Origin of the sequence: Rodentibacter haemolyticus, from assembly GCF_015356115.1 — a bacterium.
Taxonomy (GTDB): Bacteria; Pseudomonadota; Gammaproteobacteria; order Enterobacterales; family Pasteurellaceae; genus Rodentibacter; species Rodentibacter haemolyticus.
Map to the genome: position 1 here is coordinate 36,425 of NZ_CP063056.1, position 16,249 is coordinate 52,673.

At 39.1% G+C, this 16,249-nt stretch carries 15 protein-coding genes and 1 tRNA gene; 7 read left to right on the plus strand and 9 right to left on the minus strand.

Annotation, left to right across the window (positions count from 1 at the left end; genetic code table 11):
• Together IHV77_RS00195 and phoU are read left to right on the plus strand one after the other, a co-directional pair.
• Positions 1-330: a TusE/DsrC/DsvC family sulfur relay protein gene (locus tag IHV77_RS00195; RefSeq protein ID WP_194812166.1), complete on the plus strand. Its 330-nt coding sequence runs from the start codon at positions 1-3 to the stop codon at positions 328-330.
• A gap of 105 nt (positions 331-435) precedes the next feature.
• Positions 436-1,137 carry a phosphate signaling complex protein PhoU gene (gene phoU, locus IHV77_RS00200; RefSeq protein WP_194812167.1) on the plus strand — a complete coding sequence of 234 codons (702 nt, stop codon included), beginning with the start codon at positions 436-438 and terminating at the stop codon, positions 1,135-1,137.
• Between the two features lie 21 nt (positions 1,138-1,158).
• On the opposite strand, the gene phoR is transcribed toward phoU, so the two are convergent.
• From phoR to IHV77_RS00235, 7 genes are all read right to left on the minus strand, one after another.
• A complete protein-coding gene (gene phoR / locus IHV77_RS00205) occupies positions 1,159-2,451 on the minus strand; it encodes a phosphate regulon sensor histidine kinase PhoR (protein WP_194812168.1) in 1,293 nt (430 codons plus the stop codon).
• On the minus strand, positions 2,448-3,146 hold the full coding sequence (phoB, locus tag IHV77_RS00210; protein ID WP_194812169.1) for a phosphate regulon transcriptional regulator PhoB: 699 nt from the start codon (positions 3,144-3,146) through the stop codon (positions 2,448-2,450). The genes phoR and phoB overlap by 4 nt, the downstream gene beginning before the upstream one ends.
• A gap of 297 nt (positions 3,147-3,443) precedes the next feature.
• Complete coding sequence (pstB, locus tag IHV77_RS00215; RefSeq protein WP_194812170.1) at positions 3,444-4,199, minus strand: phosphate ABC transporter ATP-binding protein PstB; 756 nt, start codon at positions 4,197-4,199, stop codon at positions 3,444-3,446.
• A gap of 9 nt (positions 4,200-4,208) precedes the next feature.
• A complete protein-coding gene (gene pstA, locus IHV77_RS00220; protein WP_194812171.1) occupies positions 4,209-5,048 on the minus strand; it encodes a phosphate ABC transporter permease PstA in 840 nt (279 codons plus the stop codon).
• 2 nt (positions 5,049-5,050) lie between these two features.
• Complete coding sequence (gene pstC, locus IHV77_RS00225) at positions 5,051-5,998, minus strand: phosphate ABC transporter permease subunit PstC (protein WP_194812172.1); 948 nt, start codon at positions 5,996-5,998, stop codon at positions 5,051-5,053.
• A gap of 50 nt (positions 5,999-6,048) precedes the next feature.
• Entirely contained in the window at positions 6,049-7,074 is a 1,026-nt protein-coding gene (pstS, locus tag IHV77_RS00230) for a phosphate ABC transporter substrate-binding protein PstS (RefSeq protein ID WP_228550019.1), read from the minus strand.
• A gap of 277 nt (positions 7,075-7,351) precedes the next feature.
• Positions 7,352-7,438, minus strand: a tRNA-Leu gene (locus tag IHV77_RS00235).
• A 340-nt stretch (positions 7,439-7,778) separates the two neighbouring features.
• On the opposite strand from IHV77_RS00235, the gene IHV77_RS00240 reads away from it, so the two are divergent.
• The 3 genes from IHV77_RS00240 (at position 7,779) to IHV77_RS00250 (ending at position 10,803) form a co-directional block, all read left to right on the plus strand.
• Complete coding sequence (locus tag IHV77_RS00240; RefSeq protein WP_194812173.1) at positions 7,779-8,552, plus strand: FNR family transcription factor; 774 nt, start codon at positions 7,779-7,781, stop codon at positions 8,550-8,552.
• A gap of 125 nt (positions 8,553-8,677) precedes the next feature.
• The gene (gene uspE, locus IHV77_RS00245; RefSeq protein WP_194812174.1) at positions 8,678-9,607 is read left to right on the plus strand and encodes a universal stress protein UspE; all 930 of its coding nucleotides are present in this window, start codon (positions 8,678-8,680) and stop codon (positions 9,605-9,607) included.
• Positions 9,608-9,966: 359 nt separating this feature from the next.
• Positions 9,967-10,803, plus strand: coding sequence for a DUF4198 domain-containing protein (locus IHV77_RS00250; protein ID WP_194812175.1), 837 nt, complete (start codon positions 9,967-9,969; stop codon positions 10,801-10,803).
• Between the two features lie 38 nt (positions 10,804-10,841).
• Here the strand turns inward: IHV77_RS00250 and topA are convergent, their stop codons facing one another.
• Positions 10,842-13,448 (minus strand): type I DNA topoisomerase, encoded by a 2,607-nt coding sequence (gene topA / locus IHV77_RS00255; RefSeq protein WP_194812176.1) that lies wholly within the window; start codon positions 13,446-13,448, stop codon positions 10,842-10,844.
• 95 nt (positions 13,449-13,543) lie between these two features.
• Here topA and IHV77_RS00260 point away from each other — a divergent pair, with 95 nt between their 5' ends.
• Complete coding sequence (locus tag IHV77_RS00260; RefSeq protein WP_194812177.1) at positions 13,544-14,437, plus strand: LysR family transcriptional regulator; 894 nt, start codon at positions 13,544-13,546, stop codon at positions 14,435-14,437.
• A gap of 268 nt (positions 14,438-14,705) precedes the next feature.
• Here IHV77_RS00260 and smrB read toward each other — a convergent pair whose 3' ends face one another.
• Positions 14,706-15,209, minus strand: a complete 504-nt coding sequence (smrB, locus tag IHV77_RS00265; protein WP_194812178.1) for an endonuclease SmrB — start codon at positions 15,207-15,209, stop codon at positions 14,706-14,708.
• A gap of 93 nt (positions 15,210-15,302) precedes the next feature.
• Between smrB and prmB the strand changes: the two genes are divergently transcribed.
• Positions 15,303-16,247 carry a 50S ribosomal protein L3 N(5)-glutamine methyltransferase gene (gene prmB, locus IHV77_RS00270; RefSeq protein WP_194812179.1) on the plus strand — a complete coding sequence of 315 codons (945 nt, stop codon included), beginning with the start codon at positions 15,303-15,305 and terminating at the stop codon, positions 16,245-16,247.
• Positions 16,248-16,249: the final 2 nt, after the last annotated feature.

The following is a 16,249-nucleotide window of genomic DNA, read 5'->3' on the forward strand; positions in this document are numbered from 1 at the left end:
ATGCTGAATGTGAATGGAATTAAATTAGAAACGGATAATTCAGGCTACTTACTTGATAGCTCACAATGGAATGAAGATGTTGCACGTGCCATAGCAATACAAGAAAACCTTGCATTAACCGAAGCCCATTGGGAAGTCATTTATTTTGTTCGTGATTTTTACCAAGAATATAACACCTCCCCCGCTATTCGTATGCTGGTAAAAGCGATGGCTGAAAAGTTAGGGGCGGATAAAGGAAACAGCCGCTATTTGCAACGATTGTTCCCCGAAGGACCGGCAAAACAAGCCACTAAACTCGCCGGATTACCAAAACCGGCAAAATGTTTATAAAGTGCGGTTAAATAAAGGTGAGTTTTATAAAATTTGTCATATTTTTGACATACTTATTGGCTATACTCTCATCGCTATTAAATTTATTTTTCCGAGGAAATATCTATGAAAAATCAACATATCTCATCACATTTTAATCAAGAATTAGAAGATGTTCGCACCGAAGTCATGCAAATGGGCGGAATCATTGAACAGCAACTCCAAGTTATTTTACAAAGCCTTAGCCAAGCTAATCCCCAAAGACTAAAAGAAGTGTTGGAAAGTGAGAAAAAAATCAATGAAATGGAAGAATTAATTGATGATCATTGCCAAACAATTATTGCCCGCCGTCAGCCCGCCGCCGGCGATCTTCGCTTTGTATTAACTACTACCCGTATGATTGTTGATTTGGAACGTATTGGCGATGAATTGAAAAAAATTGCGAGTTATACTAACAATCTCTTGGTAAATAATAAAATCTCATCTTCAGGTTTATATGATACGCACCGCATTTTAGATATGGCATCTGTAATGATTCGCCGTGCATTGGATGCCTTTGCCCGTTTAGACGAAACGGCGGCAATTGAATTAAGATTATCCGATGAAAAATTAGATATGGATTATCGTAATCAACTACGCTTGTTAATGACAAATATTTTTGAAGAACCTAAAAACATTAGCACTTGGATTGATGTAATGATGATGAACAAAGCGGTAGAACGAATAGGTGATCACGCCAAAAATATGGCGGAACACGTGGTTTACTTGGTAAGAGGTATTGATATTCGCCATAAACCGCTTGATGAAATCGAATCAAACTTAAAATAATCCTTCAAAACGGTAAGGTAGCTAATTAAGTGACAAAATCGTTTTAAAGCAGCTACCTTTACCCACTTCACTAGAAATATCTAATTTTGCATTATATTTTGCCAAAGCAAACTTGGTTATTGCTAAACCTAATCCCGTTCCCCCGGTTTGGCGGGAACGGGCATTATCCACCCGATAAAAACGTTCGGTTAAACGTGGGATATGTTCGGTGGCAATCCCTACCCCGGTATCAGTAACCGAAAATTCAACTTTATCCGTTTCCAAAATATGGAGACGGATTGTAATCGAGCCTTGTTCCGGCGTATAACGAACGGCATTAAAGGTGAGATTGCTGAATGCGCTGTACAATTCGGCTTCTAAACCATAAAAATACAGATCAGGAGTAATATCGACAACAAATTGATGTTGCCCTTGAGAAAAGTTCTTCGTTGATTCCACCACTTGTTTTACCATTTCAGATAGGTTAAACCGCCGATATTTGCCATCGGTCGATTGACCGCGTTCTAAACGAGAGAGTGTTAATAAGTCGGATAACACACTTAACATTCTCTGCCCTTCTTTCTGCATTAATGATAAAAATTGTTGGCGTTGTTCAACAGATAAATCCGGCATTTCCAATAAGGTTTCGGTAAACCCGTTAATGACGGTAAGAGGAGTTCGTAATTCGTGAGAAACATTGGCGACAAAAGCGACTTGAGCTTCGTCCAACTGCTCCTTTTTTGTGATATCTTGAGTAATCAATAATTCGCTATGTTGCTCAAACGGCTGACGGCTAATTTGTATAATTCGTTTGAAATAGTCGCCATTAGGTAAACTTAATTTTAGTACTAGCGGTTGATTATCAATACGTTGTTGTAAAAATTGTTGAAAATCAGGTTGGCGGATAAGATTTTGTAAAATAGAATTGAGATCATTTTGATAATTAAGATTGAGATGTTTACAGGCAAGTGAATTAAACCATTCTATTCTTCCTTCATTTAAGATAATGATGCCATTTGGAATCGTATCAATCATTTGATTAAAACGTGTTATTGAGGCGGAAAGTTCTTTTTTTCGTTTTTGGCTGGCTTTACGTAAGGCGAGTGTTTTATCAAAAATATTCCCCCAGATACCGCTACCATATAATTCGTTTTGTTGATCATTAAGCCAACGAATAAGTCGATTTAAATAAACCAGCTGATAGATAATGCCAGATAATAATACGGCAGAAATCGATACCCATAGCGCAATGATTCCCCCCGCTAAATAACTGATTCCGGCAAGAAAGGCTAATAAAAAAATAAAACGCAACAAAGCGGGTAAAAAGACCATCATATTTTGTTTTCCACATTAAAACGATAACCTGAGCCTCTTATCGTTTGCAATAACCCGTCTAATTTAGCCGGCTCAAGTGCTTGGCGTAATCGGCGAATATGTACGTCAATGGTTCGCTCCTCCATAAAAATATGATCTCCCCAAACAAAATCTAATAATTGGCTACGACTGTACAAACGATTAGGATGGGTAATAAAAAAATGAAGCAGTCGAAATTCTGTCGCACCTAAATTAAGCGTTATTCCATCACCAATCACAATCTTATTAACAGGATCCAGACTTAGCCCCTTTATTTCTATCAGCTGCTCGGTTTTATGCGGGTGATGGCGGCGTAAAAATGCCTTGATTCTAGCCACAAGCTCTCGCGGAGAGAAAGGCTTGGTAACATAATCATCCGCACCGATGTTTAATCCTTGTTCTTTATCCGTTTCATCACTTCGTGCGGTAAGTAAAATAATCGGTAAATACTGCGTACGATTGTTTGCCCGCAGCTCTTTCGTAAATTCCACACCGGAAATATCGGGTAGCATCCAATCCAGTAAAATAAGATCAGGAAGTTTCTCATCGATCAATTTTCTTGCTTGCCGTATGTTTTCAGCACAACGAACATCAAACCCCGCTTGTTCTAAAGTAAATTGAATAAGCGTCATGATTGACGTTTCATCTTCTACAATGAGAATATCAGCTTTAGACATATGATTTTCTCCTTAAATTCGCCCTCTAAATTGACCGCACTTTTGCATTATTACATCGTAGTTGTACAAATCATCCTCGGGTGAGTTAGGCGAAGCCGTAACCCACCGAGAGATGAAATGGTGTCAACGTCCTACCCTAACAAATATTGGATATAAAATTCTCTTTGTATAACTGCCCTTTTATTTGAACAAACTAAAAGTGCGGTTAATTTTAGGGCTGTTTTTTTTATTATTATGTAGCAAGCCTATATCTGAGCAATTATCAGCGTTGTACATTTGCCACATAATATCGATATTTTAACCAAACTTACCCGTAATATAGTCTTCGGTTTCTTTGCGATTCGGTTTGGTAAAAATTTGTTTCGTATCACCGATTTCAATCAGTTCACCAAGATACATATAGGCTGTCATATCGGAAACCCTAGCGGCTTGTTGCATATTATGGGTCACGATTGCAATCGTATAATCCTTTTTCAACTCCGTAATCAATTCTTCAATATAAGCGGTTGAAATCGGATCCAGTGCCGAAGTCGGTTCATCAAGTAGTAGCACTTCCGGCTGACAGGCAATTGCCCGAGCAATACATAATCGTTGTTGCTGCCCACCGGACAATGAGTTGCCCGATTGTTTTAATTTATCTTTCACTTCCGTCCATAGTGCTGATTTACGCAATGCCCATTCTATTCGATCATCTAAATCACTTTTACTTAATTTTTCGTAGAGCTTAACGCCAAAAGCCACATTATCATAAATCGACATTGGAAAAGGGGTCGGTTTTTGGAATACCATACCGACTTTAGCACGCAATAAATTAACATCAACCGTCGAGTCTAAAATATTTTTTCCATCTAAAAGTAATTCCCCTTCTGAGTGCATATTGGGATAGAGATCATACATTCGATTAAATATTCTCAACAATGTAGATTTCCCGCAACCGGAGGGACCAATAAAGGCCGTCACTTTTTTTTCTAAAATATCCAAATTAATATTTTTCAAAGCATGAAAATGCCCATAATAAAAGTTTAAATTTTTTATTGAAATTTTTGTTTTCATCTTACTTCCCTAATCTTTTTGACGTCCTAAAATTCTTGCACCGATATTAGCGAATAACACCGTACAAGCGATTAATAAAGCACCGGCCCAAGCCAATGATTGCCAATCTTTATAAGGACTCATTGCAAATTGATAAATAACATTCGGTAAATTCGCAATCGGTTGGTCCATATCCGAGCTAAAAAATTGATTATTCAAGGCAGTAAATAGTAATGGTGCGGTTTCTCCCGATATACGGGCAAATGCCAAGAGTATTCCCGTCAATACACCGGTTTTGGCGGCTTTTAATGTAACCATCGAGACCATTTTCCATTTTGGTGTACCCAAAGCATAAGCGGCTTCCCGTAAACTATTAGGAACCAGTTTCAACATATTTTCCGTGGTACGTACCACCACAGGGATAACCAGTAATGATAATGCTAACGAGCCTGCCCAGCCGGAAAAGTGGCCTTGCTTAACGACAAAAATACCATAAATAAATAAACCGATAACAATTGAAGGCGCAGAAAGCAAAATATCATTCATAAATCGCGTGATAGTGGCAATCTTGCTATAGCGCCCAAATTCAGCCAGATATATCCCGGTTAAAATACCTATCGGCGTACCGATAAATAAACCGAATAAAGTAATAAGTAAACTTCCCCAAATAGCGTTACGTAAACCGCCTTCAGCTCCCGGCGGAAGAGTATCTGCTTTAAAGAGATGAAGTCCGAATCCATCAAGACCATAAGCCAATAATGTATAAAAAATCCATCCCAGCCAAAATAATCCGAACCCCATCATCACCCAAGCTAAGGCTAAATAAACACGGTTGGTCCAACGGCGGCGTGTATATAATGAACGATTCATTGCTAGCGTCCCTCATATCGAGTCATTCTTAATAACATTAATTTTGATAAGCTCAACACGATAAAAGTGATGATAAATAAAATTAATCCGAGATAAAGTAAAGAAGATAGATGCATTGGATCTACGGCTTCTGCAAATTCATTGGCCAATGCCGAAGTAATTGAGGCGCCAGAATTATTTAAACCGACGCTCATATTAAATGTATTACCAATCACAAAAGTAACCGCCATTGTCTCGCCTAGTGCACGTCCTAAACCAAGAATAATTCCGCCAATCACACCCACTTTAGTATAAGGTAAAACAACATGACGAATAACTTCCCAGCGGGTACAACCTAAACCATAGGCAGACTCCTTTAACATTGTAGGCGTTACTTCAAATACATCTCTCATAACAGAAGCGATATAAGGAATAATCATAATGGCAAGAATTAATCCGGCAGGAAATAACCCTATCCCCATTGGCATTCCGGCAAACAATGCACCGACAAATGGAAGATGGCTTAAATGTTCAATCATAAAAGGTTGGATTGTATCGGAGAAAATAGGTGCAAAAACAAATAGCCCCCACATACCGTAAATAATTGAAGGAATACCGGCTAGTAATTCAATGGCTACACTTAACGGACGGCGAAGAACAACAGGACACAATTCAGTCAGAAATACGGCAATCCCAAAACTAACCGGAACAGCAATAATTAAGGCAATAATTGACGTCACCAACGTACCATAAATAGGGGCCAGCGCACCATATTGACTTTGTACGGTATCCCATTCACTTGAAGCCAAAAAAGCCAAACCGAACTCTTGCATTGCCGGATAGGCTCCAACCATTAATGAAAGTAAAATACCGCCAAGACTGATTAATACGAGCAAAGCAAAAAAGCGGGTTATATTGACAAACAATACGTCAATAAAGGCTTGCTGCTTTAGTTTTTCGGAAAGTGTCATAATATATCCTTAAAATATTCCCTTCCCTTATAAAAAGGAAGGGAAACTTCCTATCTTAAATTCGTCTTTTCCCATTCTTTGCGCACTAGATTTTTCACCTTATCCGGTAATGGAACGTAATCTAATTTTGCAGCCTGCTCATTTCCTTTTGAGTATGCCCAATCAAAGAAATTGAGTACGGTTTCCATTTTTTGTTTATCCGCACTTTCTTTCGGAATTAAAATAAAAGTCGCAGCAGCCAACGGCCAAGCTTGCTCACCCGGTTGATTGGTCAATACTAAACTAAAGCCTTTAGCTTTATCCCAATCAACATTGGCAGCGGCGGCAAAACTTTCCTGAGAAGGTTGAACAAAATGCCCTGCCGAATTTTTTAACTGCACATAAGACATTTTATTCTGCTTAGCATAAGCGTATTCCACATAGCCAATTGAGTTTTTAACTCTTCCCACATAAATTGATACGCCTTCATTGCCTTTTCCGGCTGCACCATTGGCTGATGTTGGCCATTTTACGGTATTGGCAGCCCCTACTTTCTCTTTCCAGTCCGCAGAAATCTGACTTAAATAATGTGTGAAAATGAAGCTGGTACCTGAACCATCTGCACGAAATACGGTTGTAATGCGGGCATCAGGTAAATTTAAATCAGGATTCAGCGCGCGAATTTTTCCATCATTCCAATGTGTGATCTTGCCTAGATAAATATCAGCTAATATTTCACCGGTTAACTTCAATTGACCGGGGCCAATTCCCTCTACATTCACAACAGGCACGACCCCGCCGATAACGGTTGGAAATTGAATGAGATTATTTTTGGTTAAATCTTCCTCTTTCATTGGAGAATCGGAGGCACCAAAATCAACGGTTCTGGAAATAATTTGTTTAATGCCACCGGAAGAACCGATTGATTGATAATTAACTTGATTTCCGGTTTCTGTTTTATAATTCATTGCCCATTGCACATAAATCGGTTGAGGAAAAGAAGCCCCTGCACCTGTCACCGTTGTTTTGGCTTGAGCCGCTTGACTTACTGCAAAAGCTGATAACAAGGTCAGCGCAATATAACGCATTTTTTTCATACTATAATCTCCTGTTTTAGATGAGTGAGTTATCACGGTGCGTAAGATAACAAAAAAATATTTCAGAAATATGACAAACAGATTTATGAATGATTTTTTAAAACACGCTAATTATTGACCGCACTTTTCGTGACTAGGAAGAAACCGTATCAGAATAGATTATTGAGAGTATAAAAATCCTATTGAAGAAATATGGTATTGTAAAACAACTAACTTTATATAGATGCTCTTTTACACTGATGGAATTTTAATATTTGGATAATAAGAAACTTATGAATGGTGCCAGTGGCCGGACTCGAACCGGCACGCTTTTAAGGGCGGCGGATTTTGAATCCGCTACGTCTACCAATTTCGTCACACTGGCATGTGGACTGTAATTTTTTGATACGTTACCAACTTGCAACTCAAAACTGAGCTTGCGGGTGGCATTATACGCATATACAAACACGTAGCAAGCAAAAAATTTCAGTTCCTATTTATTTGACTTAAAATTAAACAATACGCCTTTATCAAAATTTCGTAATCAAGAAAAAAAGTACCGCCAAACAAATGCGCTGACTAAAACACATAACACGATTAAAATTTGAGCCAATCTTTTCTTTGTTAATTTTTCTGCTGCCATATTCCTTAAAATACCTATTTAATGTTAAAATCTTTGCGTTAGATCAATTTTATACTATTTTTAAAAGATATTTGGGGATCAAATGAAAAATTTTGTTTCAGAAACTAAAGCGGGACGCCGGGTTCAATCAGGTGGGTGCGCTATTCACTGCCAAGATTGCAGCATTAGTCAACTTTGTATTCCTTTCACGTTAAATGAACACGAACTTGATCAACTTGATAACATCATTGAACGTAAAAAGCCTATCCAAAAATCACAGGTTCTCTTTAAAGCCGGAGATACATTAAATTCCATTTATGCTATTCGTTCCGGCACAATCAAAAGCTATACCATCAGTGAAGCCGGTGAAGAACAAATAACCTCTTTCCATCTACCGGGTGATCTGGTCGGTTTTGATGCTATTACTAATATGCAACATCCCAGCTTTGCACAAGCTCTGGAAACCGCAATGGTATGTGAAATCCCTTTTGATGTTTTAGATGATCTCTCAGGCAAAATGCCTAAATTACGTCAACAAATTGTTCGCCTAATGAGTAGTGAAATCAAAAGCGATCAAGAAATGATTTTATTACTTTCCAAAATGAATGCCGAGGAACGCCTTGCGGCATTTATCCATAATCTGTCTAAACGCTACTCTGCCCGAGGTTTTTCGGCGAAAGAATTTCGTTTAACCATGACACGCAGTGATATCGGCAATTATCTCGGTCTAACCGTTGAAACCATTAGCCGTCTTTTAGGCCGTTTCCAAAAATCAGGCGTACTTTCCGTACAAGGTAAATATATTACGATTAATGATGTGAATGCATTAATTGAACTTACCGGTATAAATAGAACCAAAATTACAATGATGAAATAAAAAAGGGTGTGATGTTGCTCACATCTTTTTCTTATAAGAATTGTCGCAAGTCATCTTTTTAGTGATCTTTTCTTGTTATATTACCAATTCTTTCTTATGCTATGCGCATAATCACGGAGGTTGTTATGAAATTTAAAAATATCCTAGTTGTACTCAATCCTGATAATGAAAAACAATATGCACTTGCGCGCGCAGTACGTCTTGTAAAAGAACAAGAAAACGTTGAAAAAGTTAAAATTACGACATTATTGACTGTTTATGACCTATCTTACGAAATGTCGGCCTTACTTTCTTCTGAAGAACGCGAAGAAATGCATAAAACAGCCATTGAACAACATCGTCAAGCCGTACAATTTTATCTTGATAAATATGCTGATCCACAAATTGAATTTGATTCGCATATCGTTTGGAACAGCAATGAAGCGGAAGGTATTCGTGAAGAAGTAGAAAGAAACGAATACGACCTTGTCGTAAAATACACAAAAGATGAAGAAAGTTTTACTTCTCTTATTTTTACACCGGTCGATTGGCAATTATTGCGTAAATCACCTATCCCTGTGCTTATCGTTCGTGATGGCGATTGGAAACACCAACGTAGAATTTTAATTGCGGTCAATGTTTCCGGCGAACAAGATTACCAAGATGAATTTAACCAAGAACTTGTTTCAACCGGAATGTCTCTTGCAGAAAATCTAAATCGCGGCAATGTACATCTTGTAGCCGCCTACCCTATTACACCAATTAATATGGCGATTGATTTACCTGAATTTAATACCTCCGGTTATGAAAACGGTATCCGTGGTCAACACTTAATCAATATGAAAACTTTGCGTCAAAAATTCGGTATTGATGAAGATCATACTCACGTACGTGAAGGTTTCCCTGAAGATGTGATCCCTGAGGTTGCAAAAGAAATTGAAGCCGAACTTGTTATTTTAGGCACGGTTGGCCGTACCGGTCTATCTGCCGCATTACTTGGCAATACGGCAGAACACGTTATCAGTAAATTAAGCTGCAACTTACTTGCCATTAAACCTTCAAAGAAAGAAGATTAATTTAAAAAAACAAAAGTGCGGTCAAAATAATGCTAATTTACGGTATTATGTAGCACTTACACAAAACATCATAGGGTGCGTTAGGCGAAACCGTAACGCACCAAGTAACAAGATTTAATGATGAAGCGGTGCATTATGACTTCGTCTAACGATGCCCTGCCCCAAGAAATATTGAAGATAAAATTCTCTTTGTGCAACTTCTACGTAATGGTGATTATTTTGACCGCACTTTTGTGATCTATCTCACAAATTTAGAAAAATTTATTCGATTATCTTTTATTTTTCCTCTACACTCTCGCCCCGTTTTTTTCGAAATACTTTCTACTTGGGTTAATTATAATTTTTAAAAGGACATCATCATGAAAAAAACATTAATTACCGGATTATTTTTCCTTGCAGGTTACGCACAAGCGCATGAGGTTTGGGTTTCCGCACCTCAGCATTTAAAGGCGGATTCAATCTTAAAAGCAGAACTGGCTTATGGCGACTATCCTTACATTGAAAAAATTCCTGAAGCGCGTTTATCTATTTTTGCGCCAATGGAAATCATCAATCAAGATGGCGAACAACAACACCTTATTCAAAAAGGTGAGAATTATCAATATCAATCCGAGCAACCATTAAAATCGGGATCTTATTGGGTTACAGCAACCTACAAACCTACATTTTGGTCACAAAATGCTGAAGGTTGGCAAATGAAAAATATGCAAGATACGCCGAATGCGACTTATTGCGAAAAAACACAAATGTTCGGCAAAAGTTTGGTTACCGTGGGAAAACAACCATTAAATGCAGAAATGGCGATGACACGCGTGGGGTTGCCGCTTGAAATCGTTCCTTTAAAAAATCCAAGTAAAATAAAATCGGGTGAAGCTTTCCCAGTTCAGATTTTCTATAATGATATGCCATTGGCCGGTGAAACCGTGATTGCCACGGCAGATACCGTAATCGTAAAAGATTTGGAAGCGGCTACAGGACATCGTGAACCACAAGGTTTTTCAGGAAAAACCGATAGTCAAGGGCGAGTGAACATTATTCCTTTAATTGACGGGATTTGGAAAATCAAAGTGATTCACAAAACCCCATTTGCGGATCAAACAGTTTGTCAACAATCGGCAAACTACTCGACCTTGATTCTTCCTGTTGGAAAAGGCTTGACAACACTTCCCCCAAAACCTGAGCATGATCATCACTAAAGCAAAAGTGCGGTTAATTTTAACCGCACTTTTATCACTTACTTCTTCCGTTCAACCCATTTACCATCAATAAAATCTACAATCCATTTGGTGGCTTTGCCGTTTTTTTCTGAGGTAACATATTGTTTCTTCTCTTTACGGCTGAAACGAATAATCGCCTCGTTACCTTCAGGATCTTTTTGAGGTGCCTCGGCAAGATAAGCTAATTTTTCCGGTAAACGCTCATGATATAAGGCTAATTCAGCAACTTTTGCCGGTCGTGTTTCACGGGATTTCGGAAAATTATGCGCAGACATAAACACCCCGCTTGCACCGTCACGTAGCACAAAATAGGCATCTGATTTTTCACATTTAAGTTCCGGAAAATGTACAGGTTCTTCTTTTGGCGGTGCGACCTCACCGTTTTTTAGAATTTTGCGGGTATTATCACAATTTGTACACCCCATATATTTACCAAAACGGCCTAATTTTAAGTGCATATCCGCACCACATTTGTCGCATTCTACAATCGGGCCGTCATAACCTTTAATTTTGAACGAACCTTCTTCAATGAGATAACCATCACAATTCGGATTATTACCACAGATATGAATTTTACGATGTGCATCAATCATATAACTATCCATTGCCGTGCCACATTTCTCACAACGTTTACGTTCCATCAAAGCTTTAGTTTCGGAAGAATCATCCAATACATTCAGTAGTTCCGTTTCCGGAATTAAATTCATCGTGGTTTTACACCGTTCTTTAGGAGGTAATGCATAACCGGTACAACCCAAAAATACGCCTGTACTTGCCGTACGGATCGCCATATTTCTGCCACAGGTCGGACACTTAATATCAGTTTCAACCAAACTATTCGGGCGCATTCCGCCTTCTAATTCATCTAATTCCGCCTTGGAAAGCTGGCTGGAGAAATCTTTAAAAAACTGATTTAACTCCGTTTTCCAATTCACGGAACCTGATGCGATCTTATCCAATGCATCTTCCATATTGGCGGTAAAATCATAACTCATCAGTTCACTGAAAGATTCACTTAAACGATCCGTCACAATCTCCCCCATTTTTTCTGCATAAAAACGGCGGTTTTCTGTTCTCACATAGCCGCGTTCCTGAATTGTAGAAATAATGGTGGCGTAAGTGGAAGGACGACCAATCCCCCGTTTTTCCAATTCTTTTACCAAAGCGGCTTCTGTAAAGCGAGCCGGTGGCTTGGTGAAATGTTGGCTTGGTTGCACTTCTTGTAAAGCAAGTTTTTCTGCAACCTTGACTAAAGGCAATTCTTGATCTTCCGGATTTTTGCCCATTTGCGGTAACACTTTTGTCCAACCGTCAAAGCGCAAAATTCTGCCTTTAGCTTTTAATGTGTAATCGCCTGCCGTTACACTAAGCGTACTGCTATCATATTGAGCCGGCGGCATTTGGCACGCCAAGAACTGACGCCAGATTAAATCGTAAAGGCGTACTGCATCTCTTTCCATTCCGCTTAAATGTTCCGGTAACATCTCAATATCGGAAGGACGAATTGCTTCGTGCGCTTCTTGCGCATTTTCTTTACTGGAATAAAAATTCGGTTTTTCCGGCAAATATGTCGCACCAAAATGGCTTTCAATGTAGCTACGCGCCATATTCAATGCGTCTTGACTTAAATTAGTCGAATCGGTACGCATATAAGTGATGTAACCGGCTTCGTACAAACGCTGTGCCAACGTCATCGTTTTCTTCACGCCAAAGCCCAAACGTGTACTGGCTGTTTGTTGAAGTGTTGATGTAATAAACGGCGCACGTGGACGCGAGCTTGTCGGTTTAGTTTCTAAATTTGTGACAACGTAATCAGAAACATTGAGAAAATCGACCGCACTTTGGGTTTCTTCCTGATTTTTCGGAGCAAATTTTTTACCCTGGTAATCCGTTACTTCCAAACGAATGGCTTTTTTACCTTGAGTTTGCGTAACAACCGCGACTTCCCAAAATTCTTCCGGTTGGAAAGCTTTAATCTCCCGTTCACGTTCTACCAATAATTTTACCGCAACAGATTGCACCCGACCGGCAGACAACCCACGCGCCACTTTTTTCCATAATAATGGTGAAACCATAAAACCCACAACACGATCAAGAAAACGGCGAGTTTGCTGCGCATTTACACGATCCATATTCAAATGTTCAGGTTTTTCAAAGGCTTGTTTAATCGCATTTTTAGTGATTTCATTAAACACCACTCGGCTAAAACGCCCATCATCGCCGCCAATCACTTCACGCAAATGCCAAGCGATGGCTTCCCCTTCTCTATCCAAATCGGTTGCCAGATAAATATGATCCGCTTTTTTAGCAAGTGATTTCAATTCCGCCACCACTTTCTCTTTCCCCGGCAAAATTTGATAATTCGCCTGCCAGTCGTGATAAGGATCAATCCCCATCCGTTTTACAAGTGCGTTACGTTCCTTCTCTACTTTGATTTTTGCTTTTTCTTCAGCACTTAATCCCTTGGTTGAAACAGGTTTGGCTTTTTCCCCCGAACCGGATCCGGCGGTCGGTAAATCACGGATATGCCCCACACTGGATTTCACCACGTATTGGCTACCTAAATATTTATTGATTGTTTTCGCTTTCGCCGGCGACTCTACGATCACCAAAGATTTACTCATTTGATTACCTAATCTCACTGGAATTTTGTAAAATTGGCGGTATAGTGCAAACTTACGCGGGCAAAATCAAGTCTTTTTTTGAAAAAGGAATATAAATGGACAAACTCAACGCGATTTCAATTTTTTGTAAAGTCATCGAAACACAAAGTTTTACACAGGCGGCGGCACAACAAAATATCTCAGTTGCAATGGCGAGTAAATTAGTCTCTCAACTTGAAGAACATTTAAAAACCCGTCTTTTACAGCGTACGACACGCAAAATCGTACCGACAGATGCCGGAATGATGTATTACCAACATTGTCAAGGCATTCTGTTAGATTTAGAGGAAGCCGATGCCAGTATTAGCAATCTCACAACAAGTTTACAGGGAAATTTGTTGGTTTCCGTACCTCGTGATTTCGGCCTGCTTTTTATCGCGCCTAATCTCCCAATGTTTATCGCCGCCCATCCGAATTTACACATTGAAGTGGAATTTAATGATAAAAAAATCGATCTCGTTGCGGAAGGCTACGATCTTGCTTTGCGTATCGGCTATATGCAAGACAGTTCTTTAGTTGCGCGTAAAATCAGCTCTACCACTGTTCATTTTGCTGCCTCGCCACGTTATTTAGAATTAAAAGGAACACCACAAACGCCAAATGATTTAGAACATCACGAGGGGTTACTATATAAAAATACATTAAATCAAGTGAGCTGGCAGAGCACTCGAATAAATCAAGTACAACGTTTTAAAATCAAGTCGAAAACGGTGAGTAATAACGGCTTAGCTCTGTTGGAAATGGCAAAAGCCGGTTTGGGAATCGTTAATTTGCCAAGATTTATTTTGGATGAGGCCTTCAAAAAAGGTGAATTAATTGAAATTTTACCGGAATACAAACAGCAGCTATTAGATATTCATATTGTCTATCCGAACAGACGTCATCTACCGGCTAAAGTGCGGGCGTTTATTGAATTTTTGGCAAGTTTAGGCTTGTGTTCCGAAATGTGATTGTATATTTTTCTAAAAAATTTCATTAAGTGCGGTCATTTTTATTGTTTTTCAGAATGATGTCGCAGATGTACAAGGCGAAATAATATGAATTGCGGAATACCATCGTTGCTATCCAAAATCTACATCTCACTGATATTAAAAAATTCAGTATTATGTAGCACTTGCACAAAACATTGTAAGGCGCGTTACGACTTCGCCTAACGCCCCCCCTACCCTAAGAAATCTCAGAGATAAAATTCTCTTTGTGCAATACCGAAAAAATGGCTTACACATCCATTAAAATCAAAATTGCCGCTTCTCCACCCCATTCTCTTGGTGCTTGATGCAATGCGCGTACTTTGGGGTGTTGAACCAACCAACGGGGAATTTGTTTCTTTAAGGTGAAAGTGCCGTAACCTGTCATAATACCGGCACAATGCACGCACTCATCCTCACAAGCAAGCAGTAACGTGGCTAATTCCATTTTTGCTTGTTCACGGGTTAAACCGTGTAAATCTAAAAACAACTCAGGAGAAAAATCACCACGGCGTAATTGTTTGAGTAAATGGGAGTCTTCGCCTTCGCGGAGATATTTTACTACACCGTCGTTTTCATTTAATAAAGGCTCGTATTCATCAGAAAAATAAAATAACGTATCTTCTTTCTCACGAATCTCACGTAAATGAGATTTTTTTTGACCGCACTTTTGACGAGGTGTAATAACGGTATCTTGCTTAATCGGTTTAATCTCTTTCGTTTCTGCACGAAACAACTCAAATTCTTCTTGCATTTTTCTCACTCATTTCAAATTTTGCGTATCATATCATAGTTATGAATAACCTTATGTGGTATAACTACGCAAATTTTTTTACAAGGGAATGTTATGAAAACCACATATAACCAAGAATTGGTTGCAACGATTTTAAGCGATAATATCAGCAATGAACTGCAGACAATCCAAGATTTCCTACGCTGGACATACAGTACATTCAATCGTTCTGATATTTACTATGGACAGGGGCATAACAACGCTTGGGAGGAAAGCCTCCAGCTTGTTTTAGCGGGATTACAGCTGCCTGTTGATTTACCGACCGAATTATTCCAAAGCCGTTTAACCGCATCAGAAAAAGAAAATCTCGTCCAATTGGTGCTATCCCGAATTGAACAACGGGTACCTGTGGCATATTTGACCAATAGCGCTTGGTTTTGTGGCCACGAATTTTATGTAGATGAACGAACGATTATTCCTCGCTCCCCCATCAGTGCATTAATTCAAAATCGTTTTGAGAATTTGATTGAGCAATCACCACGCAATATTCTTGATCTCTGCACCGGCAGTGGTTGTATTGCCGTTGCTTGTGCTTATGCCTTCCCGGAGGCTGAGATTGATGCTGTCGATTTATCTTTTGATGCCCTAAACGTTGCGGAAATAAATATTACACGCCATCAATTGGAACACCGGGTATTTCCAATTCAATCAAATTTATTTGAGAACATCCTCGGACAAAAATACGATCTTATCGTAACAAATCCGCCTTATGTGGACGAAGAAGATCTTGCCGATATGCCGGAAGAATTTCATTTTGAGCCGGAACTCGCTCTTGGTTCCGGTCATGATGGTTTAGACATTACCAAACAAATTTTGAAACAAGCACCGAATTATTTGACAGAAAACGGCGTGCTGGTTTGTGAGGTAGGCAACAGTATGGTCAGTTTGATCGAGCAATACCCCGATGTTCCCTTTAACTGGGTCGAACTCAAAAACGGCGGCGTAGGCGTATTTGCCATCAACCGAAAAGATTTAGTGAAGTATCAGGGTTTATTTTAAAG